We start from the raw sequence: 23,349 nt of genomic DNA on the forward strand, positions 1-23,349 counted from the left end.
CTCAGGCCGCCCGGCTGATGATGCCGTCGGCTATATCCGCCGCCAACGCCTCGGCCGAACGTTCGCTCAACGGGCCATAGCCGCCACCGCCGCCGGTTTCCGCCACGAAGCGGTCGCCCGTACGCAGCGGCAACTGCTCGACCTTGCGGACGATGAAGCCTTCGGGCTTGTCTTCATTATAGACCGTCACCTTCGACGGTGCGCCGTCCTCGCCGCCGAACAGGCCCCATTCGGGCGTCTTCGACCGATCGAAGTGCAGCGTCACGGTCATGTCGGTCAGCGCCTCATATTCCTTGACGACATTCTGCCCGCCCCGGAAGCGGCCGGCGCCGCCGCTGTCGCGGCCCAGTTCCAGCCGGTTGACGCGCACGGGCGTGCGATGCTCCAGCGTTTCGACCGGCATGTTGCGGAAGTCGCCCGCCGCGCTGTGGATGATCGCGCTCGGCCCATCGCCCTGCGCGCTTGCGCCCCAGCCGCCGTCAAGCGCCTCGCCGCTGGTGAAGCGCTTGCCCGTCGCGGGGTTCACGCCCATCAGGAAGATGTTCCAGCTGTCACCCGGCAGGCCCGCCGCGACATGGTCCGGCAGCACGTCGCTCAGCGACTTGATGATGAGGTCGATCAGCAGCATCACCGGATGCGGCCGCATGCAGGGCGCGGGCGCTTCGGCGGCGTAGATCGAACCGGGCTCGGCCAGCACCTCGATCGCGCGGAAGCTGCCGTCGTTGATGTCGGGCTCGCTCGCCGGGAACAGCAGCGCCAGCGCCAGCCGCACGGCCGAAACCGTATTGGCATAGCCGGTGTTGAGATTGCCCGCGCGCTGCGGCGAGGAGCCCGCGGTGTCGACCATCATCCGGTCGCCGGCGATCGTCACGGTGACTTTCGACAGGACTGGATCGTCGGTGACGCCGTCGTCATCTGACACGCCCTGCGCGGTATAGACGCCATCGGGAATGGAGCGGATGAAGGCGCGGAACTTGCCGTCGGTCGCGTCGAAGATCTGCGTCGCGCAAGCCTCCAGCACCTCCTGCCCGAAGCGCTGCTTGAGCCAGGTCATGCGTTCGTTGCCCAGGCGAATGGCGGCGATCTGCGCCTTGAGATCGCCCATCAGCGTCTTGGGCACGCGGCTGTTGAGGCACAGCAGATCGATGACGTCCCACACCCATTCGCCGCCCTGCATGATGCGGGTCGGCCCCCAGCGTACACCTTCCTGGAAGATGTTGCGGCTGTTCACCGGGAAGCCGGGTTCCGCCGTGCCGATGTCGGCCCAGTGCGCGCGGATGGCGATGAAGCCCAGTATCTCCTCGCCCTCGGCGATCACGCCGATCACGTCGACATCGTTGAGGTGGCCGCCGGTGATATAGGTGTCGTTGACGGTGAAGACGTCGCCCGCCCGCATGTCGGACAGGCCATAGCGCTCGATCGTGGCGCGTAGGCCCGCATCCAGCCCGCCGGTGAACAACGGCAGGCCGGCATATTGGCCCAGCAGCCGGGCATGGCGGTCGAACAGGGCGATGCCATAGTCATGCGCTTCGTAGATGATCGGCGAATAGGCCGATCGGGCGATCATAGCGCTCATGTCGTCGGCGATCGCATTATAGGCGTTGCGGACAACTTCACTGGTGATGGGGTCCGGGGTGATGCTCATGCGGCCGCTCCCTCGAAAGTCAGGATGAGATTGCCGATCGGATCGATCGTAGCGGAGAAACCGGGCGGCACGATGGTGGTGCAGGTCGTTTCCTCGACGACGCAGGGGCCCGGCACCCGCGCCCCCGGCACCATGTTCGCGCGGGGCAGGAACTGCGTGTCGCGACCTTCGCCATCGAAGCGGACCTTTGCCATGCGCGGTCCCTTGCCCGCTGCTTCCGGCGCGCTTTCCGCCATGATGAGGGTCTGCGCGTCAAGCCCGGTTTGGCCGCTGGCGCGCAGCCGCACCGTTGCGATCTCCAGCGCCTCATCATCATTGATGTGGCCGAAGATTTCAGCATAAGACCGCTCGAAATCGGCCCGCAGCGTCGCGTCGCGGCCCGCCTCATCGGCGAAGACGGCGGGGTCGATGCGGACGCCGATGCCCTGTTCCTGTCCCAGATAGCGCACATCGAAGCTGCGGGTGAAGACGATGCGATCCTGTGGCACGCCCTCTTCAACGAGGGTGGCGGCCAATTCCGCCTCCATCGCGACGAAGCGCGCATCCAATGCTGCCCAGCCCAGCTCTGCCGCCGGAGCGAGGATGGTCTCCGCGCGATCATGCACCAGGTCGGACTGGAGCATGCCCCAGGCCGAGAAGGCGCCCGCCGCGCGCGGCACGACGATCGTGTCGATGCCCAGCAACCGTGCGATGTCGGCGGCGTGCATCGGCCCCGCGCCGCCATAGGCGACCAGCGCGAAGCTGCGCGGATCGATGCCGCGCCGCACGGTGATGGTGCGGATGGCATTGGCCATTTGTTCGTTGATGACGTCCAATATGCCCTGCGCCATGGCGTCGCCCGACAGGCCGAAATTATCCGCAAAGTTCGCGATCGCGTCGCGGGCCAGCCCGGCGTTCAGCTTCAGGTCGCCAAAGGCGCAGCCATCCTCCAGCCGGCCCAGCGCGATGTTCGCGTCGGTCACGGTCGGCTGCACGCCGCCATGGCCGTAGCAGGCGGGGCCAGGACGGGCACCGGCGCTCTGCGGCCCCACGCGCAGCGCACCGGAATCGTTCCAGGCGATCGACCCGCCGCCCGCACCGATGGTGTGGATGTCGACCATCGGTGCCAGGATGGGGAAACCGCCGACCTCGCGCTCGTTGCGGACCACCGATTCGCCGTCGATCACCAGGCTGGCTTCAAAGCTTGTACCGCCCATGTCGATGCAGATGAGATTGGGCATGTTCGCCACCTGCGACAGAGCACGTCCTGCGACATTGCCGCCGACCGGCCCCGACAGCAGTGACAGGATACCGCGATCGCCCGCTTCGTCCGCGCGCATTAGACCGCCATTGGACTGGAGCAGGAACAGCTTGGACTGCGCCTTTTGTTCCAGCGCGCCGAGCAGGTCGGTCAGATAACGCTTGAGCACCGGCGATGCATAGGCGTTGATGACGGCAGTGCTGGTCCGCTCATATTCGCGCCATTCGCGACACACCTCGTGCGAGGGGGCTACCAATATGCCCGGCAGTTCCGCGCGCAGCAGGTCGGCGACGGCCGCCTCGTTCGCGGGATTGCGATAGCTGTGCAGGAAACAGATGGCGACCGCCTCATACTCGCCCTCACGCAGTTGCGTGGCAAGCGCGCGCACCTCGTTCGCTTCGGGCGTCGTCAGCACCGATCCGTCGGCGGCGACCCGCTCGGCCACCTCGAAGATGTCGCGGCGCGCGACCAGCGGCGTCGGGTAACGGAAATGCATGTCATAGGGCGTCGGCCGATTGCCACGCCGCATCTCATAGACATCGCGAAAGCCACCGGTGGTGACGAGCGCCATGCGGGCACCCTTGCGCTCCAGAAAGGCGTTCAGATGCACCGTGGTGCCATGCAAAATCGTCGCGTCGCGCTCCGAATCGATGCCCGCCTTGTCGAGCGCGTCGATCACGGACGGCCAGAAGAGCGGCGGAGAGGACGGCACCTTCACGGTGGAAAATTGGCGGCTGGCCGAATCGAACATGGCGAGGTCGGTAAACGTCCCGCCCACGTCGATGCCGACATATGCCTTGGAAGTACGCATTTCATCCCCTGTCATGTGGCTGGGTTCACTCTCTGCTCTAAACCCTAAAAAAAATGCGACAAGAGGGATAATGAATATTGGATCCAATTTTATTTTGCGCTAGAGACAGCAGCGCAGGAGGAGCAGTCACCGCCAAAAAGGCGGGCCTGTCCATCAACCATCACGAGCCGGGGAGCAGACTTCATGCGGACGCGAATCGCCCTCTACATTGCCAGTGCATCCATTCTTGCCGTCACCGCCAGTGCGGCCCAGGCGCAGACCGCGCCGAGCGCGGCAGCGCCGGATCAGGGCTTTGGCGGCGACATCGTCGTCACCGCGCAACGCCGGTCCGAATCGGTGCAGGACGTGCCGATCTCCATCAGCGCGTTCACCGGCAAGCAGTTGCAGGAACTCAAGATCAGCCAGCCGGCCGATGTCGCGGCGATCTCTCCGGGCGTGTTCGTCAATGCGACCCGCGGCGACCAGAACCCCACCTTCGCGATCCGCGGCCTCAGCCTCAACGACAGCTTCTCCAACAACAACCCCACCGTCGGCATCTATTTCGACGATGTGAACCTCCCCTACACGCCGATGATGGCGTTCCAGATGTTCGACATCGACCGGATCGAAGTGCTCAAGGGGCCACAGGGGACGCTCTACGGCCGCAACACCACCGGCGGCGCGATCAACTTCATCAGCAAGAAGCCGACCCAGGAATTCGACGCCTATGCGACTGCCAGCTACGGCCGGTTCGACCGGTTTGAACTGGAAGGCGCGGCTGGCGGCGACGTGACCGACACGCTGGCGGTTCGTTTCGCGGCCAAGACCGTGCAGCAGGGCAGCGGCTGGCAGACCAACGCGCTGACCGGCGACAAGGTCGGCGAGGTGAGCAATGTGGCTCTGCGCGCACAGGCATTGTGGACGCCGACGCCCGAACTGAGCGTTCATCTGGAAGGCACCTACAGCTACAATAGCTCGGACCAGCAACTACGCGAACATGTCGGCTACCGCGCCAAGGACGGCAGCGGCTATTGCGCCGCCGCTCTGGCGGGCGTGCGTGATCCGCTGACCTGCGTGGACTCGCTGGGTTATTCCGACCTGTCGCCGGGTCGCCGGACGGTCGAGAACAGCGCCACTTACGGCTACAAGAACCGCAGCCGCGCGCAGGGCGTGTCGCTGAATATCGGTTACGACCTGGGCGGCGTCACGTTGACGTCGATCACCGGCTACAATCATTTCAAACGCGTATCGGGCGATGACAGCGACGGCGGTGCCCTGATCGAACTGGACACCCAGTTCACCGACCGGATCAAGTCCTTCACGCAGGAAGTACGCCTGACGTCCGACAACGCATCGCCCTTCAGCTGGGTCGCAGGCCTCTATTATTCCTGGGACCGGATCGCGGGTAACGCGCTCCAGGCGCTGGACGATCATTTCTTCCATACCCGCGCCGACACCGGCTTCGTGCAGACGACCAAGGCCTATGCCGCCTTCGGTCAGGCGAACTACGAACTGAGCGACGCCCTGACGCTGACCGCCGGCCTTCGTTTCACCCGCGACGACAAGGGATTCACCTACGACAGCATCGACCTCGACCCCTATGGCATCTCGACCCTGCCGACCCCCGTGGCCGGCATCGTCGATGGCGTGAAGCAGGACAATCTGTCGGGCAAGATCGGCCTCGACTACAAGATCTCGCCCGACGCGATGATCTATGCCAGCGCTAGTCGCGGCTTCAAGAGCGGCGGCTTCAAGGCGGCGATCGCCTTCAACGCCGACGAACTCCAGCCATTCAAGGGCGAGACCGTCTATTCCTACGAGATCGGCGCCAAGACCACGCTGCTGGACGGCGCGCTGACGTTCAACCTGGCGGGCTATTATAACGACTGGCGTAATTTCCAGGCGATGGTCACGGAAATCCGCAGCGGCATCAACGTGATCGTGTTGTCGAACGCCGGCGATGCCCGCGTCTACGGCGTGGAGGCGGATGCGGTGTTCCGGCCGACCGATCGCCTGACCCTGCGCACGGCGGTGAACTGGCAGGACAGCAAGATCACCGACTTCAACAACGCGGCGGGCGCCGACGATTTCACCGGCAACAAGCTGGCCAATGCGCCGGCCTTCAGCGGTACGGGCATGGCCCGCTGGGAAACGCCGCTGGAGGGCGAAAGCTGGGGCGTGGTGATCCTGGGTGACGCATCCTATCGCAGCAAGACCTACTACTCGCTCGCCAATCGCGACCTGTCCGCCCAGGACGGCTACTGGCTGGTCAACGGTCGCCTGTCGATCCACGACAAGAACGACAAGTGGGAAGCCGCCATCTATGGCCGCAACATCCTGAACAAGCTGTACGTCTCGTCCTCCTACGACAACTGGGGCGGCATCTTCCCGTCGCAGAACTTCCTGGGCGACCCGGCGACCTACGGCGTGTCGCTGACCTTCCGCTACTGATTGCCACTACTGACTGGGAGTGGCGGACGCCAACCGGTGACACATGATCGATCGATCACATAATCTCTGGTGGGCGTCCGCCGGCCAGCGCTCTCCTGCTCCACCCCTGTCCGGCAACCAGCGTTGCGACGTTGCCGTGATCGGGGCGGGCATCATGGGCACCGCCACGGCGCAGGCCCTCGCCGCCGCCGGGGTCGACGTTGCGCTGGTCGAAGCGGACCGGATCGGGTCGGGCGCGTCGTCCACCCCGGGTGGCTTCGTCGTGCCGCATTTTAGCGTGGGTTCGCCCGCTGCCGTGATCGACCGGATCGGCGAGGTGGGCGAACGGCTCGTCCAGGCGACCGGTGCTTCCGCCGGCCATCTGTTCGACAAGGTCCGTCGTCTGGGCATCGATTGCGACGCCCGTCAGGGCGGCTGGTATCAGCCCGCCCACTCCGCTCGCGCGATGGCCGGGATCGAGCAGGTCGCCGCCCAGTGGCAGGATCGCGGCTTCCCCGTCAGCCTGCTGTCGGCGGAACAGACCGCCGAGCACACAGGCGTACAGGGCTACAAGGGCAGCTGGTTCGCGCCGTCCGGTGGTACCATCCACCCGCTGACGTATTGCCGGGGCCTTGCCGATGCGGCCGTGGCGGCCGGCGCGCGGCTGTTCGAACAATCGCCCGTGCGCAGCATGACGCCGCAGGGCGGCCGCCATCTGCTGAATTTCGCCACCGGCGCGCTCAGCGCCGAGCGGGTGGTGGTGTGCACCAATGGCCTGTCGGCCGCGCTGGTGCCGGCCATGACCCGGTCCATCATCCCGCTCAGCGTCTGGCAATGCGCGACCGCGCCGATCCCGGCCGACGAACGCCGCCATCTGTTCCAGAACGGCGAGGCGCTGTCCGACACCCGCGAGCATCTGTTCACCTATCGCTTTGATCGCGACGGACGCCTGATCACCGGCGCGCTCGATGCCTTCGGCGTGTCGCCCCGGCGACAGTCCGACAATATGGCGTGTCGGCTCAGGAAGATGCTGCGCCTGAAGCACCTGCCGCTGATGACGCACCGCTGGATTGGGACCAGTTCCGTTTCGGCCCCGCGCTATCCCGCGACGCTGTTTTCCCGTGACGGCGTGCTGTCTGCTACCGCCTGCAACGCGCGCGGCATCGCACTGTCGACGGTCGTGGGTGATGCCCTCGCCAGCCACCTGCTGACCGGCGAAACGCCCCCCATCCCGCTGCTGGAGGCGGGCGATACCCGTACCGCAGGCCTCCAGCGGAGGCTGCGCCGTTTCTATCCGCATATGGGGCCGATCCTCGACTGGATCGACACCCGACGCGCCCCTGCCTGACGAGAGAGACCATGCAAAGCGACAATCCCATCATCCGCTTCTTCACCTGGTGGAACGGCGCAATGGCCGATCCGGACCAGTTGCTGGCGGAGGGCTTCGGGGCCCATTTCGCCCCTGACGCACAGTTGATCGTCAATGGCAATGTCCGCGCCACCAGCCTGGCTGAAATGGCCGTGCACTATCGCGCGATCGCCGACCGGCTGGACCTGGTCGAGATGGTGCTGCCGGTGGAAGAAGAGTTCACCACCGACAGCCGCGCCTTCGTCCATTGCCGCACCCGCGCGGAACTGGACAACACGAAGAATGCCGAGGAAGCGATGGCCTATGCCGTCGTCGACGGCGACCGGATGCGCCTGCTGCGCGTCGTGTCACTCTCGGTCTGACGGAGGCATAGATGGTCACGCTTGCCGATCGCATCACCCGCACCGCCAAGAAAAGCTATGGCATGTACGAACAGGCCATGGCGCTGGAAGCCCAGGGCATCGATCTCATCCATCTGGAATTCGGGCGTCCGGTGCATGACACGCCTGCCCATATCAAGCGGGCCGCGTCCGACGCGCTGTTCGCGGGGCATGTGCATTACAGCGACATGGCGGGTGAGCGCATCTTTCGCGACGCGCTGGCTGACAAGCTGCGCCGCTTCAACAAGCTGGAAGTGAGCCCGGACGAGATACTCGTCACCAACGGCCTGACCCAGGGATCGTTCGCCGCCTTCATGGCGCTGGTTAATCCGGGCGACGAAGTGATCCTGCTCGATCCCTATTATCCCCAGCATCTGGGCAAGATCGAGATGGCCGGCGGCACCATCGTCACCGTGCCGCTCGACGCACAGGCGGACTATGCGATCCGTGCCGACTGGGTCGAGGCGGCGGTGACGCCGCGCACGCGGATGATCGTGCTGGTGAACCCGGCCAATCCGACCGGCCGGGTGTACAGCCTCGCCGAACTGGAAGCGCTGGCCGACGTCGCCATCCGCCATGACCTGTCGGTCGTGTCGGACGAAGTCTATGAATATATCACCTATGACGGCGCGGAGCATATCAGCATCGCCGCCCTGCCTGGCATGAAGGAGCGGACGATATCGCTGTTCGCCTTCACCAAGGCCTATGCCATGGACGGCTGGCGGCTGGGCTATGCGGTGGCGGATGCGGCGCTGATGCCCGGGCTGCTCAAGATCTCGACCAGCGCCGTTACCCACGTGAACGCCTTCATCCAATATGGTGGCCTGGCCGCCGTGGCGGGGCCGCAGGACGCGATGGAGGCGATGGTCGCCGACGACTGCGCGAAGCGCGACCGGCTGGTTCAGCGGCTAAACCAGATGCCGGGCGTGCGCTGTCCCGCGCCGCAGGGCACGATCTACGCCTTCCCCGACATCAGCGGCACCGGCATATCGGCACAGGTTCTGGCCGAACGCATCCTGCGCGAGGCGCATGTCGTGGTGGAGGCCGGCAGCTTCTATGGCCCCGGTGGCGAGGGTCATCTGCGCCTGTGCTTCGGATCGGAAAGCGCCGAACGAGTCGACGAGGGCATGGACCGGCTTTCGCGTTTCTTCAACGCGCTCTAAAACAGCCCCCCTTCGTAACGGAGACTGCATTGACCGATCTCATCCGCCTGTCGTCCGGTTCCCGCTTCGAGGAACTGGCGGCCTATAGCCGGGCCGTCGTCGACGACCGCTATGTCCATCTGTCCGGCACGGTCGGCGGCGATCCGGCGACGGGCGTCATGCCGGAGGATGTCACGGAGCAGATGGACAATATATTCCGCGTCGTCACCGACGTGCTCGACCGCTTCGGCATCGGGCTGGACGCCGTGGTGCGCACCCGCGTGTTCCTGACCGACATGGAGCATCTGATGCCGGTCGCGGCCGGTCTGCGGGCGCGCTTCGCCGATTGCCCGCCGGCCAACACGACCCTGCTCTGCGGCATTCCCGCGCTCGGTGCCAAGGTCGAGATCGAGATCACGGCGCGCGTGCCCTGATCGGCTCCAAAAAAGGGAGCGGTGCCGCCACGGCGCCGCTCCCTTTTTGTGCCTCAGCCCTGCTCCGCCAGCCAGTTCGCGTAAGTCGGCCGCTCCAGCTGGAACAGATCGGTCGAGCACGCATACCAGCCCGCGCCATGCATGCGCGCCACAAGCTGCATCGCGAGCGTATCGACATGCAGCGCGCGCAACGGCACACCCAGCTTGCAGGCGCCCCAGCCAGATCACGACCAAGCTGCGGCGGCTCGCGACCCAGCGCCAGACCTTCCTCGCCATGCAGGGTGAAGTCAGAGACCAGCGCAGAAATCAGGCACCAGAGGCCCTGCGGCAGACACAGGCTCGACATAACCATAGCGGCATGTCAGCCGACCAATGAGCTTCCTGCCTGCTGGATCATAAAGGGCCGGTCGATACCGACCTCGCCGGTTTCATTCTGTGGGTCGATGGAGAAGTCGCCAAACTGAAAGGCGTTCCGCCTTCCCCTCCCGGCGATCCAAACACGCCTTATTTCCCTGACGACACCGATCTGGCGACCTTGCCTCAGGCCGCCTGGAAGCCGAGATGTCGCGCCTCGAAAAGCTCGTCAGCGCCGACAAGGAAACGCAGCGACAATATAGCACCCTGTCCACCCGCATCGCGACCGAAACCGCCGCGTGGCAGACGCTGACCGAGAAGCTCACCGACGCCAAGGGGGCACGCGAGCGTGCCGTAGCGCTTCAGACAGAACGCGAAGCTACCTACGGCCGCACCATCGATGCGCTGGTGGCCGAGCAACAGGTGCTCCAAGCCCTTTATCAGCCCCTCATGCACCGGCTCGCCACCGCCCCAGGAACCCTGAAGAAGCTTTCCTTCTCGGTCGCCCGTGTGGCCAATGTGGAGCAATGGGCTTCGGAAGCCGAAGATGGGCTGATCGACCTGAGGAAGGCAGGCGCCTTCAAGGGCAAGGGAACCTTGCTGCAAGAGGCCAATGAAACGCTAAAACGCGCCTGGGAGAACCGCTTGACCGGATACCAGGCAAGGTTGCCATATTTATTCGGTTTCAGCATGGGGAACAGGCGTGCGGACGCGCCTTGCTGCTTCTGCCGGTCCACGAATTGAAGGAAACCGATCCGTATCAGTTCGGATTGGATGGGGACCCTTCTGCGGCTGGCCTGGGTCTTGAGGCTGTTTCCATCCTTCTCGTCGGTCATGGACATATACCAGACCCCCATCGGTGTCCGGGCAATATCATCGACGTGAAGCTGGCATATCTCATTGGGCCGGGCGCCGCTGAACAGCATCAACAGCGGTAGCCAGAAGCGCCAGTCGCGATACTTTCCGGCGTAGGGCTCCGCGGCGTCCGGCACGCAGGAGCGGTAAAAGCTGCTGCCCATGAAAAATTCGCGCAGTTGCTGGTCCGTCCATGGCCTGCGCTTCTGGGCAGCGGTTACGCCGTCCTTCCTCAGCGGCTTGACCTCTTCGGCGGGATTGGAGGTCAGATATTTCTTCCGCACCGCCACCTTCAGCATATCCCGCAGGATTTCGAGATAGTGCGCCTGTGTGGAGGAGGAGAGGCGGGACTTGTCGTCCTTCTTCGCCCGTTCGATCGCGGCATCGAGAGACAGGCCCGGATAGAGCTTGGTGCGATTCGACGGCATCTGCGCGAGCAGGCCCCGCACCCGCTGCACGACATCGTCGTCTATCGCATGGACCGGCATCTGTCCGTCGATCATCTCGCACAAGACGGTCACGTTCGCCTTGATCTTGTCCAGCCGCTTCGGGCTGTCGCGCAAGCTTGACGCTATCATCGCGATCAGAGGCAAGCCACTGATGATCGTCAGCGACAATGGTACGGAACTGACCAGCCTGGCCATCCTGCGCTGGACACAGGAGCGGCGGATCGAGTGGCATTACATCGCACCGGGCAAGCCGCAGCAGAACGGCTTCGTCGAGAGCTTTAACGACCGCCTACGAGACGAATGCCTGAACGAAATGCTGTTTGCATCACTCTCCCACGCCCGCGCTGTGCTGCGAGCCTGGCACTACGACTACAACCATGTGCGGCCGCATATGGTGGCTGCCGCCGCGTCGAATGACGGGGCGGCGATCGAAGCCTTGCCGGGCGCCCGGCTTTTCCGGGTCTGGGTCAACGATCAGCCGCGCCTTGAAATCCGGGGTTATCCCTTCGACCGGCTCGACTGGCTGAAGTCCCTGGGCTGCTTCACCGAGATCATCACCTATCGTACCCGACTGTTCGTTCCACTGGGCCAGGCAGAGGAGATTCTAGCGGCCATCGAACCGGTTGGCGGGTGAGGCTCTATCAGCTAGCGCGGCTTTTTTTGGATGATTCCGCTGCCAATTCCTGGGGGAGCTGGAAATCATTGCGTAAACAGCTATATTGAACTAAACCAATAAAACTTAGTCTATGGAAGCAGGCAGATGGAAACGGTGAATATCCACGAAGCGAAAACGCATCTCTCGCGCCTGATCGAGCGCGCGGCCCGCGGTGAGCCGTTTATCATCGCCAAGGCCGGCAAGCCGATGGTCAAGGTTTCGCCAATCGATGCACCGGCCCGTGACGAGGTGCGGCGTATTGGTTTCATGGCGGGGCAGATCAAAGTGCCTTCCGATTTCGACCGCATGGGCTCGACCGAGATCGAGCAGATCTTTAGCGGTCACGAATGAAGCTGCTTCTCGACACGCATCTCCTGTTATGGGCGGCGGACGATTCCAGGCGCCTGTCCAAGGCCGCCAGAGGCCTGATAGCAGATACAGGAAATAGCTTGATGTTCAGCGCCGCCAGCCTTTGGGAGATCACGATCAAGCGAGGACTGGGCCGGGAGGATTTCGAGGTGGACCCCCATATTTTCCGCCGCGCCTTGCTGGATAATGGCTATGATGAACTGGCAATCACCAGCGAGCATGCGGTTGCGGTCGATGGCCTGCCGGAGATTCACAGGGATCCTTTCGATCGGATTCTTGTCGCGCAAGCCACAGCCGAAGGCATCACGCTTTTGACCTCGGATGCGACTGTCGCCCAATATCCGGGGCCGGTTCGAAAAGTCTGATGCTGTTCAGGCCGATGATGGACAGCCAGAGAGGACCTCGACGCCGTCCATATAAATCTTCGTCGGCCCTCGGTGTGAGCCTATAAGCCATGATCTGTATCTGCGCGGCACCGGGCTTCCTTTATGACATCGTCCATGGAACGGGAACTGACGCCTGAGGCAAGCGCCTTATCGACCATGTTCTGCATCGTGACGATCTTCTCCCGGCGCTCCTGATCCCGCCGGATCAGATCGCGGACATAATCTTTGGCATTGTTATACCGCCCGGTTGCAGCCTGACCCTCGACCCATTGCTTCATCGCGTCAGGAAGAGAAACATTCATCGTTGCCATGGAGAACACCTCTTGGCGGCTTTCATGCCATTTTTGGCGAGGATTGTTAAACTAGTGCACTGACTCAGTCGGTTGGTACAGGCAGCCGCCTGAGTTTGGCGAGAATGGTCTCGGCCGGCTTGGTCCAGACGAAGGGCTTAGGGTCGGCGTTCTGCTTTCGGATGTAAGCGCTAATGGTGTCCTGGAGGTCGACGACGGAGGTGAAGACGCCGCGCCGGATGACCCTTCGGGTGAGCGCCGAGAAGAAGTTCTCGACGGCGTTGAGCCATGAGCCCGAGGTCGGGGTGAAATGGAACACCCAGCGTGGATGATCGGCGAGCCACTCCAGGACCTTCGGATGCTTGTGGGTGGCGTAGTTGTCGAGGACGGCGTGGATCACCTTGCCGGCAGGAACGGCGCGCTCGACGGCGTTGAGGAACTTGATGAACTCCTGGTGCCTGTGCTTGGGCATGCAGCGACCGACGACTGTGCCGTGGAGGACGTCGAGCGCGGCGAACAGGGTGGTCGTGCCATTGCGTTTGTAGTCGTGCGTCATTGTTCCGCATTTGCCCGGCTTCAACGGCAGACCGGGTTGGGTTCGGTCGAGGGCCTGGATCTGGCTCTTCTCGTCGATCGAGATGACGACGGCGTGAGCCGGCGGGGCCATGTAGAGACCGACGATGTCTTCGACCTTGGCGGCGAAGGCGGGGTCGCTCGATCTCTTGAAGGTTCGCAGACGGTGGGGTTGGAGGTGATGGACCTGCCAGATGCGCTGGACGGTTCGGAGCGAGACGCCGAAGGCTTTGGCCATTGCGCGGCCGGTCCAATGGGTCACGGCACCGGGCGGTTCGGAGCAGGTCAACGCAACGATCCGTGCGACGACGGGCGCGGCGATCGGCGCCGTACCGGGCTTGCGCGTCTTGTCGCGGAGAAGACCATCGACGCCTTCCTCAGCGAAGCGCTGTTGCCAGCGCCAGACCGCAGGTCGGCTGACGCCGGCGCGGCGGGCCACTTCGAGCACCGGCAAGCGGTCGCTGGAGAGCAGCACGATCCTGGCGCGCAGCACATGCTTGAGCGGGCAGTTGCGGTCGCCGACGATTTGTTCAAGCCGAGCACGGTCGGCGGCGTTCAAGAGGATGTTGACGGTCTGGGCCATGACGGGAGAGTCGCATGTCCTAGACGATTTGTGAATCTCCCGTCTGCGTCATTGCACTAGCGTCCTCGCTCCACGCCGCCGCGTCGACGCAACTCGTTTCCGATCGGCATGGGCGATTGACGGAAGCGCGACGCTTGCGCCCAGCATCAGTATGGCCAGGACCGAGGCCCGGAAACCATGCGTCATTCCGGCTGCGGCGTCTCGGCGGCTTTCTTGCGGGCACGGCGGATGTGCGCAGCCTTGGCGGGTTTGACGGCTTCCGGGCTTGGTCTGGCTACCGACGCTTTCGTTTCCGGTTTGTGGCCCAGGCCAATCGTCTTGGCCAAAGTGCTGCGCTGCTCGGTATAGCTGGGTGCGACCATCGGATAGGCGCCAGCGGCGTCCAATGCCCGATTGGAAATAGGAGCGGCCCGCAGTTCGGGCCGCATCCATTGGTTGATTTCCTGTCGGAAGAATATGGCTGTACCGAACAGGACTATCAGGAACAGCAACCACCCGGGCAGGAGACCCGCCCAGGTGTGAAGCTGCGCCATGGATTGCCGAAACCCCGGCCTTTTCATCTCGCCACTTTCAAAATGGCCGGGGATGAGCGAGGCAGGGCGCTCCTATCCGGATTACCATTTGTAAGTGAGTCGTCCGATTATGCTACGGACTTCGCCAATATTACAGAATTCCAAAGCCGTGCACGATGCCACATAATATTTATCGAAGAGGTTGCGCGCATTGACGGCAAGGTTCCATCCGGAAAGGGCCGGACTTGCCTCACCCAGATCATAGTTGAACGCGGCATCGACAAGCGTAAATCCCGGAACCTTGAACGTATTGAGGGCATTTCCATATGTCGGGCCGACATAACGCGCGCCCATGCCAATTCGCACACCCTTGAACACACCTTCACGCTGGCTATAGTCGGCCCAAAGCGAAGCCAGATGCCTGGGCACGCGAGCGGGTGACATGCCCACATAATCGACCCCGGCGGCATTTGGATTGTCCTTGGTCGTTTCGACTTCATTATAGGTATAGGCCGCAATGACATTAAGGCGGTCCGCTATCTTGACGGTCGTTTCGATTTCTACCCCGCGAGAGCGCTGCTCGCCTGTCTGAACGGTGTATCGCGTGTCATCCGGATCGACGGTCGAAACATTCTGTCGGCGCAGGTCGAACAGCGAGATGGTGACAAGGTTGGGAGACCCTTCCGGCTGGAATTTCAGCCCGATTTCCCATTGCTTCGCTACCTCGGGATTGAATGGCGCGCTTCCCCTCGCCGGTGAGGTCGTGCCACTCACCGGCAGGAAAGATTCCGAATAACTTGCATAAGGCGCGAGGCCGTTGGGAAAGATGTAGGTCAGCCCTGCCCTGCCGGAGAAAGCCTTGTCCTTCTGCTTCGTGAGAACCCCAGTGCCGATATTGAGCGTGCGCTGCCTTGCCCAATCCTGTCGCCCGCCGATCGTCAATACCCAGCCACCAGACCGGATCTGATCCTGGAAATACAGGCCGGTTTGATGGTTCGTCTGCCGCGTCTGGAAAGGGGCGCCGTAAACAGGTGCGATCGATTGACCGTAAACGGGATCGTAGAGATCGATGCCGGATGCGGGCGCATCGATGCTCAGAACATTCGTGGTTCTGCGGATATAGTCCAACCCGAACAGGACGGTGTGCGAGAGAGCCCCTGTCCGGAATTCGCCGGTCATGGCGTTATCCGTCCCTATGCTGTCTCCTGTGATCTTTCGCAAATTGTAGGAACGCCCCACAGTGCGATTATTTGTGAGCAAGCCCAGCTTATAAAGCCATTGGAAATAATCGTCCGCATGGGAATAACGGACGGTCTGTTTGAAATTCCAATGATCGTTCAGGCGCTGTTTGAGTTCATAGGAGAAGGAATAGACTTCCATATCCCCGCGATCATAACCGGGTTCCCCCATGAACCTGCTGCGAGGAATACGGCCGTTGGGATTTGAACCATCCATCGTCTGATAAGGAAATAACGGAAGGTAGAGGGAATGATCTTTCTGATAGGAAGCCTGCACTAGAAGGGATGTGGCCTCTCCGGGGTGCCAGGCGATACTGGGCGCAATATAAACCCTGTCGTCTTTCAGATAGTCGATTTGCTGGTCAAGATTGCGCGCCAATCCGACCAGACGATAGAGAAGGGCGCCATCGCTTGTGACCGGGCCACTAACGTCGAGCGTGCCCTCCAGCCTGTTTTGCGTTCCGGCAAGAATTGCAACCTCGCCCCGGCGGTCCTCTGTCGGACGCTTGGTCACGAGGTTGATCAAGCCGCCCGGCGCATTCTGACCATAGAGAACGGATGAAGGCCCCTTCAAAATCTCTATACGTTCAAATCCATAGGGTTCCTGACTGAAATAGGACGTCGTGGGCAGCAGACGCACGCCATCCACATAGAAATTTGACGTGAACTGCGAGAATCCACGGATGATCAGCGCGTCGTCTTTGGGATTTGCGCCCGCGAAGTTTGAACGAACGCCCGCAGTATAGCGCACGCTGTCATTGATGCTCTGCCCACCCTGGGCTTCGATCCTGTCCCGGGTGAGGATGGATATGGTTTGCGGAATTTCGAGGATCGAACTGTCCGTCTTGGACCCGGTAGCCGTCCGGGTGGCGACATAGCCTGTCACGGGGCCGGTGGCCGTCTCCGCTATGCCAGAGCCGCCACGGCCAGCGCCTTCCCCCTCGACCCGCACCGGCCCGAGCTGGATCGCGCCGTCCGCCGATTGCGGGGCGGGTTCCAGCGTGAAGATATTGGGGCCGGTCTGCCGGAAGGTTATGCCCGACCCGGCCAGAAGCCGGGAAAGCCCTTCAGCGACGCCGAAGCGTCCCTTCAGCCCCGCCGAATCGCGGCCCTGAGTCAGCGCCGCGTCATAGAGGATTTGCGCGCCGCCCTGTTCCCCGAAACTGTTGATTGCGTCAGCCAGCGAGCCAGCGGGAATGTCAAAAACATGGACGGCCTGCGCCGCTGCCGCGCCGGGAAACGCGAATGCGGTCGTGGCAAGGCCTGTAGTGGTCAGAAGGATCGCCCCCAGCGCCGAGCGCAAGGGACGGATATGGGCGGTTTGGCTATATTTGGAATTCACGCTCCTGGTTCCCCCGAATCTGCAAAAAACTGTCGGGGCCTTTCGCTAATGCGAATTGCCCTCATTAATGCAGACTGCCGGGATCGCAATTTGGAAACCTGAAATAGGAAATTTTTTTCCAACGGCTGTCAGCAGTGGAGGAGAATCATCCGGTCGGTGAGCCGGGTCGAACCAATCCCAAGCGTCCGCTGGATCATGTCGATCGTGCCCACGGGATCGCGCACGTCGAAGGTTCCGCTGACGGGGCGCTTCGCCAGATCGTCGCCGATCACCCGGATATAGCCGCGATGATAGCGGCCCAATTCCGCCACGACCTCGCCCAGCGGACGGTTGACGACCCGCATGCGCCCTCTTGTCCATGCATCGGCATCGGCCACCGAAACGGGCCGGGAGGCGCCGAGACGGTCGGCGTCATAGTCGATCGCTTCGCCCTCGCGCAGCACGGCTGATTTCCGCGCCAGCGCGACGCGCACGCTATGTTCCGTCACGGTGACGCGCGCGCCGTCGCCAAGCTGGCGGACGATGAAGCGCGTTCCCAGCGCCGTGCTGGCGCCCTTCCCCGCCTTCACGGAGAAGGGGTGGGCGGGATCGGGCGCGACCTGAAACGCGGCCTCCCCCTTCAACAGCGTCACCGTTCGCCCATCGGGCGCGAACGCTATGGCGCTGCCGGTGTTGAGCATCGCGGTCGAGCCATCGGGAAGCCTGATTTCCCTGATCTCGCCCGTCGCGGTCATGACGTCGGCCCGCCAGCGTGTCGGCAGGTCGCTCTCGACGGCGATGAACAGGGCGAGGCTGGCCGCAATCGCCGCGCCGATCCATTGCCGCCTGTGGCCGCGCGCCGGTTGCATCCGCCGCCCCGGTTCGCGACGCGCCGGGCGAGGGATCGGGGCGAGCATCGGCGCATCCATGGACTGCCAGACGGCCGCCGCCCTCTCGAACGCGCGGGCGTGCCGCGGATCGGCCGCAAGCCATTGCCGAAAGCGGGCTTCATCCTGCGCCGTCATGTCGCCCGATTCGCGCTCGGCGAACCATTGCGCCGCTTGCCTGTTGACCTGCTTCGGGATTGGCCGCTCTCCACCCATCGTCATTTCTCCGCCAGCGAAGCGCCGTTTGCGCTCAGCCTGCTCTCACTTCTTATGACGACCGAAGAGGGAAAATGGAAACCTGTCCGCCCGGATTCATTCATCCGTATCGAGCCGATCGAGGCAATGCGCCATGGCTTGCGCGATATAGCGCGTCACCATCTGGCGGCTGATTCCAAGGCGGGATGCGATTTCACTTGCGGTCAGGCCCTCGACGCGGCGCATGTGGAGAATCGTGCGGCACCGGGGCGACAATTCCCGCACCGCCGATTGCACCAGCCCCAGGGCCTCGCGATCGAGCAGCATCCTTTCCGCCAGCGGGCTTTCATCCGCCACGTCCTCGGAAAGCGGCCCGTCCTCGAACAACGCGTCATGACGGCGCTCGGCCTTCGCGCGGTCCACGGCAAGGTTGGTGGCCAGCCTGAACAGATAGGCCCGCTTGTTGCTGATAGGCGGATCATCCTCGACCTGCTGGACGCGGAACCACAGGCTTTGTGTCACGTCCTCGGCCGCCGGAACACTACCGACGATGCGCTGCACGAGCCGCACAAGCGAAGCGCGCTCGGCGAGCAACAGGCGAGTCAAGGCAACGGCGTTCGTCGTCATCGCCAAGGCCTTAGCGCAGCTTGAGAACCATTCGCAACAACTGGGAGTAACTATGTAGAGAATATCCCGTGGTGAAAATACTCTGCGTGGCGATGCCATGCCCGCCCATGGACATACGGGACATGTTGGCGCGGAACATCAAGCGCTCCCGGCTTGAACGGGGATTGTCGCAGGAGGAACTTGCCCGCCGGGCAGGATCGACCGCACCTGCATCAGCGCGCTGACTTCCGGCCAGCCTCCGGCATCGCAATTGTCAATTGACTCATAAATGATCCCGTTTATCCCTTTGACGCATGTATGATGTTCTGCCATTAAGATGGCATGAGCAAGAAAAGCCCTTCCGCCACTCCTGAGTTCTCGGTTCGCGAGTTCTTCCAGCGGTTCCCCGATAATGATGCCTGTATCGCGCACATCATGCAGGTGCGGTTCGGCGGCACGCGCTTTGAGTGCAGCGCCTGCGGCAAGGAAGCCACGCATCACAAGCTGGCAACCCGCCGCACGTTCGTCTGCGCCAACTGCGGTCATCATGTGAACCCGACCGCCGGCACGATCCTGCATGACACGCGCACGCCGCTGGTTTCGTGGTTCTACGCCATGTATCTGTTCTGCACGACGCGCCATGGCGTGAGCGGTAAGGAACTCCAGCGCCAGCTTGGCGTGACCTACAAGACCGCTTATCGCATCGGGCAGCAAATCCGCGACCTGACCGCCAAGGCGCAGTCCTTTGACGCGCTGCTGGCCGGTCACGTCGAACTGGACGAAGCCTATGTCGGCGGTCGCCGTTCGGGCGGCAAGCGCGGTCGCGGCGCTCCGGGTAAGACGATCGTCATGGGCCTGGCCGAACGCGGCGGCAACATGAAGGCTGTCGTTATTCCCAACGTCAAGAAGGACACGCTGCGCGGCGTGGTGCTGGACAATGTGGAAGCGGGTTCGGTCGTCTCGACCGACGAACTCTACAGCTAAAACTTACTGACCGGCGACGGCTTCGAGCATGGCCGCGTGAGCCACGGGAAGGGTGAGTATGCGGTTTACGTGAAGCGCTTGGGGTTGGTGGTTCAGGTCGAGCGTTAGCTTCCGACTTGCATTGACCCCATGGGGTCAATGCAAAAACTTGATCCGGCAAGGTATTCCGCCGGGGTCAGATTGCCAAGAGCCGAGTGAGGACGGCTAACGTTATAGTCCATCCTCCAGGCCTCGATCAGCCGCCTGGCCTCGGGGATCGAGGCGAACCAGTGGATGTTCAGGCATTCATCCCGCAACGATCCGTTGAACGTCTCGATATACGCATTATCCGTTGGTTTTCCGGGCCGGCTGAAGTCGATCCGAACGCCATGGTGGTAAGCCCACAGATCAACGAGACGACCGGTAAATTCTGCGCCATTGTCGGCAAAAAGATACTTTGGCGCTCTGCGCTGGCGCACGAGGCGATTGAGAACTTCAGCGACATTCTCTCCGCGCAGGCGCTGCCCCACCTCAATCGCCAGGGCCTCCCGGCTGAACACATCGACCACCGTCAACATCCGGAACTTCTGCCCGCTACTCAACTGGTCATGGACAAAATCCAGGCTCCAGGCCTCGTTCGGGCGTTGTGGTTTACACCGCGCCTCCCGATGCACGACCATCTTGCGTCGGCGCGGCTGCTTCGTGCGCAAAACCAGGCCTTCCTCGCGGTAAAGCCGGTAGACAACGTTCCGCCCAATCTGCCAACCTTCGCGCTTCAGCATTACATGCACACGCCGATAACCGTACCGGATCCGTGTCGCGACGATCTCGTGCATCCGTTGCCGAACCGCCGTGCGCGGGTCTCGCATACTCGGCTTGCGCTGGGTCGAGCGATGCTGCGTCGTGACAAGGCAGGCCCGGCGCTCGCTGTAACCGTGCGACGACACGACATAAGCTACAACTTCCTTCATGAGCGCTGGCCGGGGAATTTTTTTGACAAGACATCCTGCAATACTGCCTTGTCGAGGCTCAACTCAGCGACCAGCTTCTTGAGCCGCGCGTTCTCCTCCACGACCTGCTTTAGCTCGCGGACCTGATCCGATTCCAGGCCACCATATTGCCGCTTCCAGCGGTAAAAGGTTTGTTCGGTTATCCCGATCTGCCGGATCAAATCCGCTACCGGCAAGCCCAACTCCGCTCGCTTCAACACCGCCACGATCTGCTCTGTAGAAAACCTCTGCTTCTTCATCGACGTCACTCCTCAAAAGGGAAAATCCGTCGGAAATACTAACTTTGCAACTGGACCACTTTCGCCGTGTCACCTCACCACGCTTTCATCATCCGATAGTACTTTATATCGGAGGCCGTCGGGTCTGTCTTACCTTCAGCGTGGAACGCGATGTAGGTACCCGCTGCTTCCTTCTATGGTCAAACCAAATCGCCTTGCGTGTCCGCTCCGACGACGCTTCGTCTTTGCGCCGAATGATCAGACGTGCCCCGAATGTCGAATCGCCGGGCGCTCCTCGCTTACGGCCGGAGTGATCGACCAGCACCTCGTGTTCGGCTATTTGTCCCGGCTGCATTCCTGCGTAAAGCGCGTTCCAGTCCAGCCGCGCGCCGTTCGGTGTCAGCAATCGGATTGTCGACCAGCCGATCCGCATGATGAAGTCCGCGCCCATCTCGCGCACATGTAGCAATCCCGGCGTCCGGGCATATCCTCGGTCCGCCAAGACGAGATCGCCCTTCTCAAATGTGTGGCGCGACAAGCTCTCACCACCGTGCGTATCGCTGATCTCAAGTTGGCTGAATCGCCCTTCTGCTGGATCGTATGTTGCGTATAGCCGCCAGTTCGTGCCGCCCTTGCCCGACGATCGGATCACGCTGCCGTCCACTACCCGCAGCCGTCGCGCAGCATGCCGGCCGCGGATATTGTCGTTGAGCAAGGATGCGGCAACATGGCTCAGCCAGTCACTTGCCCCTTTAAGGCGCTTCAACAGCCCGACATCCGACAAATGCGCAATATCGCATCCAGCCGCCCATGCCGCTGCAGACCGTAGACTCATCCCGCCCGGCCCATAGGCCAACGCCAGTCGAAGCATAGTCGCGCCATCCCGCACTACCCGCCTGCGCTTCAAAGCGCCATATTCTCGCGCGCTTTGATCGAGATCCAGATTGGCCGGCAAACGCGACAGCAAATCACGCCATGCAATGTCGGAATAGGGATGGGTGTTTGAGTCCATCCTCCTCATGAATCACAGACCGATTCCTGCCGTCCATCGCAAAGTTAGCGCTTATGGGAAGGCTTTCCCCTCCAGCGAAGTCGATGAGCCGCGTCGCCCCGTCCCCGCCATGACGAAGATCGCGAACGCTAGTGCCTCCTTTCACCATATGTTAACCATCCCGCGATAGCCCTATGATTATGTCTATCACGGGAATCAGCGGTTACATGCCGGGAGCTTTCAACCGGCAAATTGCCGATCCGGGCCGCGCAAGCGGGGCCGCTTTTAGTGAAGCTCTTGCCACCGCCAATAATCAGGCCGTCGTATCGCCTAGCGAAAGTGATGCTACGGCTCCCGCCGTTCGGACGTTCACGACAGAGAAGGGCACCGTCTGGACTATAACCGATATTGCGGCGTCTCTCACCGATAGCGACAAGCGCATTTTGGGATGGCCCTCTACCGACCCGGCGACCGGAATGCTTGCGGCCATGGTTGCTCAAGACCGTAATGACGGTTTCCTCAACGGTCCCATGACGAACGACTACATTGTCGGCAATCCTGCCAAGGGCATACCCGGCCTTGTGGACCGCCAACCCAGCGCGGTTATGACACAAGAGCGGGTAGCGGCGCTGCTGGATCGCTTGTCGCAAGGCGTATCTCGCTTCGCTTGAGGCTTATTCCTTCCCGCGCGCACCCAACACCATAGCTGCGCGGACCCGAACATGATCATAGCTTGCGCTGCCCAACCTGACCGTGCCGCGCGAACCTCCAAGGAGCGCGACCAGGGCCCGCAACGCCTGATCGCCGGTGGCGGTGGGGCATGGATGGCCTGCGCGGCAGAGGTATTGTCGCGCTCGCGAGCCGCGATCCCGGCGACGCGGACGCGCGGACCTTCGGCGCAAAACATGGGTCCGTCGCCATCACAGACCAGGGTGGGCGTGCAGGCGAACAGCGCGCCGGCGACAATGATTGCGGGCATGGCCGACCCTACATCATGCCGCGAGCGAAACGAATGACGGGCGGCCCGAAGGCCATCCCGAAACCGATCGCCGTGAACACCGCAAGCACCCAGACTTCGAGATGGAAAAGTAGACGCGAGCCTTTCGGCTCATCGGGATCGGGCCAGTCTTTCATTATATCAATGCTCCCGGCCCTTGGCCTAGCGCAACTGACTATCCTTGCTTCCCCGGCGATTGATCCCGGAGAAAGTCGGACGGCGGTCCCGTTGGCTCTGGCATTCCACGCATGTCGTGACGCCGGGAACGGCCTGACGGCGCCTGGCGGGGATCTCGTTTCCGCACACCTCGCAGTCGAGAGTGCCTTCGCCCGAAGGCAAGCGGGCTCGCGCGGCGGAGACCGCGTCCACAATGGTGGCATCGATCTGATCCTGCACCGCGCTGTCGGGCGCCCATCCATTAGCCATCGCTGCAGGCTCCTTCGATTTGGCGTCTGCGGGATCGGATG

At 62.5% G+C, this 23,349-nt stretch carries 23 protein-coding genes and 2 pseudogenes; 10 read left to right on the forward strand and 15 right to left on the reverse strand.

Annotated features, from left to right (window positions below):
• Position 1: 1 nt before the first annotated feature.
• Both SCLO_RS00250 and SCLO_RS00255 read right to left on the reverse strand, forming a co-directional pair.
• Positions 2-1,645 (reverse strand): hydantoinase B/oxoprolinase family protein, encoded by a 1,644-nt coding sequence (locus tag SCLO_RS00250; RefSeq protein WP_066521583.1) that lies wholly within the window; start codon positions 1,643-1,645, stop codon positions 2-4.
• Complete coding sequence (locus SCLO_RS00255; RefSeq protein WP_066521587.1) at positions 1,642-3,696, reverse strand: hydantoinase/oxoprolinase family protein; 2,055 nt, start codon at positions 3,694-3,696, stop codon at positions 1,642-1,644. The genes SCLO_RS00250 and SCLO_RS00255 overlap by 4 nt, the downstream gene beginning before the upstream one ends.
• 183 nt (positions 3,697-3,879) lie before the next feature.
• Between SCLO_RS00255 and SCLO_RS00260 the strand changes: the two genes are divergently transcribed.
• The 5 genes from SCLO_RS00260 to SCLO_RS00280 are packed head-to-tail and all read left to right on the forward strand — an operon-like array spanning position 3,880 to position 9,430.
• Positions 3,880-6,126 carry a TonB-dependent receptor gene (locus SCLO_RS00260; protein WP_066521589.1) on the forward strand — a complete coding sequence of 749 codons (2,247 nt, stop codon included), beginning with the start codon at positions 3,880-3,882 and terminating at the stop codon, positions 6,124-6,126.
• Between the two features lie 43 nt (positions 6,127-6,169).
• Positions 6,170-7,453 (forward strand): NAD(P)/FAD-dependent oxidoreductase, encoded by a 1,284-nt coding sequence (locus SCLO_RS00265; protein WP_083949215.1) that lies wholly within the window; start codon positions 6,170-6,172, stop codon positions 7,451-7,453.
• A gap of 11 nt (positions 7,454-7,464) precedes the next feature.
• Positions 7,465-7,836, forward strand: a complete 372-nt coding sequence (locus tag SCLO_RS00270; protein ID WP_066521598.1) for a hypothetical protein — start codon at positions 7,465-7,467, stop codon at positions 7,834-7,836.
• An 11-nt stretch (positions 7,837-7,847) separates the two neighbouring features.
• Complete coding sequence (locus tag SCLO_RS00275) at positions 7,848-9,017, forward strand: pyridoxal phosphate-dependent aminotransferase (RefSeq protein WP_066521600.1); 1,170 nt, start codon at positions 7,848-7,850, stop codon at positions 9,015-9,017.
• A gap of 29 nt (positions 9,018-9,046) precedes the next feature.
• On the forward strand, positions 9,047-9,430 hold the full coding sequence (locus SCLO_RS00280; protein WP_066521602.1) for a Rid family hydrolase: 384 nt from the start codon (positions 9,047-9,049) through the stop codon (positions 9,428-9,430).
• Between the two features lie 53 nt (positions 9,431-9,483).
• On the opposite strand, the gene SCLO_RS00285 is transcribed toward SCLO_RS00280, so the two are convergent.
• The 3 genes from SCLO_RS00285 to SCLO_RS23190 form a co-directional block, all read right to left on the reverse strand.
• Positions 9,484-9,621, reverse strand: coding sequence for a hypothetical protein (locus SCLO_RS00285; RefSeq protein WP_197705116.1), 138 nt, complete (start codon positions 9,619-9,621; stop codon positions 9,484-9,486).
• A gap of 349 nt (positions 9,622-9,970) precedes the next feature.
• Positions 9,971-10,216: a hypothetical protein gene (locus SCLO_RS23185; RefSeq protein ID WP_157080340.1), complete on the reverse strand. Its 246-nt coding sequence runs from the start codon at positions 10,214-10,216 to the stop codon at positions 9,971-9,973.
• A gap of 8 nt (positions 10,217-10,224) precedes the next feature.
• Entirely contained in the window at positions 10,225-11,202 is a 978-nt protein-coding gene (locus SCLO_RS23190; RefSeq protein ID WP_157080341.1) for a phage integrase SAM-like domain-containing protein, read from the reverse strand.
• Between SCLO_RS23190 and SCLO_RS00295 the strand changes: the two are divergent.
• The 3 genes and pseudogenes from SCLO_RS00295 to SCLO_RS00305 all read left to right on the forward strand — a co-directional run.
• Positions 11,192-11,479: pseudogene (locus tag SCLO_RS00295) on the forward strand (transposase family protein); the annotation flags it as partial. The gene SCLO_RS23190 and the pseudogene SCLO_RS00295 overlap by 11 nt on opposite strands.
• Positions 11,480-11,848: 369 nt before the next feature.
• On the forward strand, positions 11,849-12,094 hold the full coding sequence (locus tag SCLO_RS00300; RefSeq protein WP_066521609.1) for a type II toxin-antitoxin system Phd/YefM family antitoxin: 246 nt from the start codon (positions 11,849-11,851) through the stop codon (positions 12,092-12,094).
• Positions 12,091-12,477 carry a type II toxin-antitoxin system VapC family toxin gene (locus SCLO_RS00305; RefSeq protein WP_066521611.1) on the forward strand — a complete coding sequence of 129 codons (387 nt, stop codon included), beginning with the start codon at positions 12,091-12,093 and terminating at the stop codon, positions 12,475-12,477. Before SCLO_RS00300 ends, SCLO_RS00305 begins: the two co-directional genes overlap by 4 nt.
• Before the next feature lie 80 nt (positions 12,478-12,557).
• Here the strand turns inward: SCLO_RS00305 and SCLO_RS00310 are convergent, their stop codons facing one another.
• The 6 genes from SCLO_RS00310 to SCLO_RS00335 form a co-directional block, all read right to left on the reverse strand.
• Positions 12,558-12,809, reverse strand: coding sequence for a type II toxin-antitoxin system ParD family antitoxin (locus tag SCLO_RS00310; protein WP_066521616.1), 252 nt, complete (start codon positions 12,807-12,809; stop codon positions 12,558-12,560).
• A gap of 64 nt (positions 12,810-12,873) precedes the next feature.
• Positions 12,874-13,944: an IS630 family transposase gene (locus tag SCLO_RS00315; protein WP_066522499.1), complete on the reverse strand. Its 1,071-nt coding sequence runs from the start codon at positions 13,942-13,944 to the stop codon at positions 12,874-12,876.
• 182 nt (positions 13,945-14,126) lie between these two features.
• Positions 14,127-14,477, reverse strand: coding sequence for a PepSY-associated TM helix domain-containing protein (locus SCLO_RS00320; RefSeq protein ID WP_066521660.1), 351 nt, complete (start codon positions 14,475-14,477; stop codon positions 14,127-14,129).
• An 81-nt stretch (positions 14,478-14,558) separates the two neighbouring features.
• Positions 14,559-17,036, reverse strand: coding sequence for a TonB-dependent siderophore receptor (locus SCLO_RS00325; RefSeq protein ID WP_066521665.1), 2,478 nt, complete (start codon positions 17,034-17,036; stop codon positions 14,559-14,561).
• Positions 17,037-17,164: 128 nt separating this feature from the next.
• A complete protein-coding gene (locus SCLO_RS00330) occupies positions 17,165-18,124 on the reverse strand; it encodes a FecR family protein (RefSeq protein WP_083949220.1) in 960 nt (319 codons plus the stop codon).
• A 90-nt stretch (positions 18,125-18,214) separates the two neighbouring features.
• On the reverse strand, positions 18,215-18,724 hold the full coding sequence (locus SCLO_RS00335; protein WP_066521669.1) for an RNA polymerase sigma factor: 510 nt from the start codon (positions 18,722-18,724) through the stop codon (positions 18,215-18,217).
• 321 nt (positions 18,725-19,045) lie between these two features.
• Here SCLO_RS00335 and SCLO_RS00340 point away from each other — a divergent pair.
• Positions 19,046-19,756: pseudogene (locus SCLO_RS00340) on the forward strand (IS1595 family transposase); the annotation flags it as partial.
• 35 nt (positions 19,757-19,791) lie between these two features.
• Here SCLO_RS00340 and SCLO_RS00345 read toward each other — a convergent pair.
• Positions 19,792-20,915, reverse strand: a protein-coding gene (locus SCLO_RS00345; RefSeq protein WP_407695313.1) for an IS3 family transposase whose coding sequence is annotated in 2 segments (ribosomal slippage) — positions 19,792-20,651 and positions 20,651-20,915 — 1,125 coding nt in all. Because the reading frame shifts where the segments join, the coding sequence is not laid out codon by codon here.
• Positions 20,916-21,018: 103 nt separating this feature from the next.
• Positions 21,019-21,906 carry a transposase gene (locus SCLO_RS00350; protein ID WP_169800589.1) on the reverse strand — a complete coding sequence of 296 codons (888 nt, stop codon included), beginning with the start codon at positions 21,904-21,906 and terminating at the stop codon, positions 21,019-21,021.
• Positions 21,907-22,085: 179 nt separating this feature from the next.
• Here SCLO_RS00350 and SCLO_RS00355 point away from each other — a divergent pair, with 179 nt between their 5' ends.
• The gene (locus tag SCLO_RS00355) at positions 22,086-22,556 is read left to right on the forward strand and encodes a hypothetical protein (RefSeq protein WP_145980658.1); all 471 of its coding nucleotides are present in this window, start codon (positions 22,086-22,088) and stop codon (positions 22,554-22,556) included.
• 316 nt (positions 22,557-22,872) lie between these two features.
• Here the strand turns inward: SCLO_RS00355 and SCLO_RS23195 are convergent, their stop codons facing one another.
• Together SCLO_RS23195 and SCLO_RS00360 are read right to left on the reverse strand one after the other, a co-directional pair.
• A complete protein-coding gene (locus SCLO_RS23195; protein ID WP_157080343.1) occupies positions 22,873-23,019 on the reverse strand; it encodes a hypothetical protein in 147 nt (48 codons plus the stop codon).
• 25 nt (positions 23,020-23,044) lie between these two features.
• Positions 23,045-23,308: a DksA/TraR family C4-type zinc finger protein gene (locus tag SCLO_RS00360; protein WP_066521686.1), complete on the reverse strand. Its 264-nt coding sequence runs from the start codon at positions 23,306-23,308 to the stop codon at positions 23,045-23,047.
• Positions 23,309-23,349: the final 41 nt, after the last annotated feature.

The sequence above is a fragment of the Sphingobium cloacae genome (genome assembly GCF_002355855.1).
Lineage (GTDB): Bacteria > Pseudomonadota > Alphaproteobacteria > Sphingomonadales > Sphingomonadaceae > Sphingobium > Sphingobium cloacae.

What these genes read in the sequence shown, in the direction of transcription:
- SCLO_RS00250 (WP_066521583.1), bottom strand. Translation starts at nt 1,645, where the DNA reads ATGAGCATCACCCCGGACCCCATCACCAGTGAAGTTGTCCGCAACGCC.
- SCLO_RS00255 (WP_066521587.1), bottom strand. Translation starts at nt 3,696, where the DNA reads ATGCGTACTTCCAAGGCATATGTCGGCATCGACGTGGGCGGGACGTTT.
- SCLO_RS00260 (WP_066521589.1), top strand. Translation starts at nt 3,880, where the DNA reads ATGCGGACGCGAATCGCCCTCTACATTGCCAGTGCATCCATTCTTGCC.
- SCLO_RS00265 (WP_083949215.1), top strand. Translation starts at nt 6,170, where the DNA reads ATGATCGATCGATCACATAATCTCTGGTGGGCGTCCGCCGGCCAGCGC.
- SCLO_RS00270 (WP_066521598.1), top strand. Translation starts at nt 7,465, where the DNA reads ATGCAAAGCGACAATCCCATCATCCGCTTCTTCACCTGGTGGAACGGC.
- SCLO_RS00275 (WP_066521600.1), top strand. Translation starts at nt 7,848, where the DNA reads ATGGTCACGCTTGCCGATCGCATCACCCGCACCGCCAAGAAAAGCTAT.
- SCLO_RS00300 (WP_066521609.1), top strand. Translation starts at nt 11,849, where the DNA reads ATGGAAACGGTGAATATCCACGAAGCGAAAACGCATCTCTCGCGCCTG.
- SCLO_RS00305 (WP_066521611.1), top strand. Translation starts at nt 12,091, where the DNA reads ATGAAGCTGCTTCTCGACACGCATCTCCTGTTATGGGCGGCGGACGAT.
- SCLO_RS00310 (WP_066521616.1), bottom strand. Translation starts at nt 12,809, where the DNA reads ATGGCAACGATGAATGTTTCTCTTCCTGACGCGATGAAGCAATGGGTC.
- SCLO_RS00315 (WP_066522499.1), bottom strand. Translation starts at nt 13,944, where the DNA reads ATGGCCCAGACCGTCAACATCCTCTTGAACGCCGCCGACCGTGCTCGG.
- SCLO_RS00320 (WP_066521660.1), bottom strand. Translation starts at nt 14,477, where the DNA reads ATGGCGCAGCTTCACACCTGGGCGGGTCTCCTGCCCGGGTGGTTGCTG.
- SCLO_RS00330 (WP_083949220.1), bottom strand. Translation starts at nt 18,124, where the DNA reads ATGACGATGGGTGGAGAGCGGCCAATCCCGAAGCAGGTCAACAGGCAA.
- SCLO_RS00335 (WP_066521669.1), bottom strand. Translation starts at nt 18,724, where the DNA reads ATGACGACGAACGCCGTTGCCTTGACTCGCCTGTTGCTCGCCGAGCGC.
- SCLO_RS00350 (WP_169800589.1), bottom strand. Translation starts at nt 21,906, where the DNA reads ATGGACTCAAACACCCATCCCTATTCCGACATTGCATGGCGTGATTTG.
- SCLO_RS00355 (WP_145980658.1), top strand. Translation starts at nt 22,086, where the DNA reads ATGTCTATCACGGGAATCAGCGGTTACATGCCGGGAGCTTTCAACCGG.
- SCLO_RS23195 (WP_157080343.1), bottom strand. Translation starts at nt 23,019, where the DNA reads ATGAAAGACTGGCCCGATCCCGATGAGCCGAAAGGCTCGCGTCTACTT.
- SCLO_RS00360 (WP_066521686.1), bottom strand. Translation starts at nt 23,308, where the DNA reads ATGGCTAATGGATGGGCGCCCGACAGCGCGGTGCAGGATCAGATCGAT.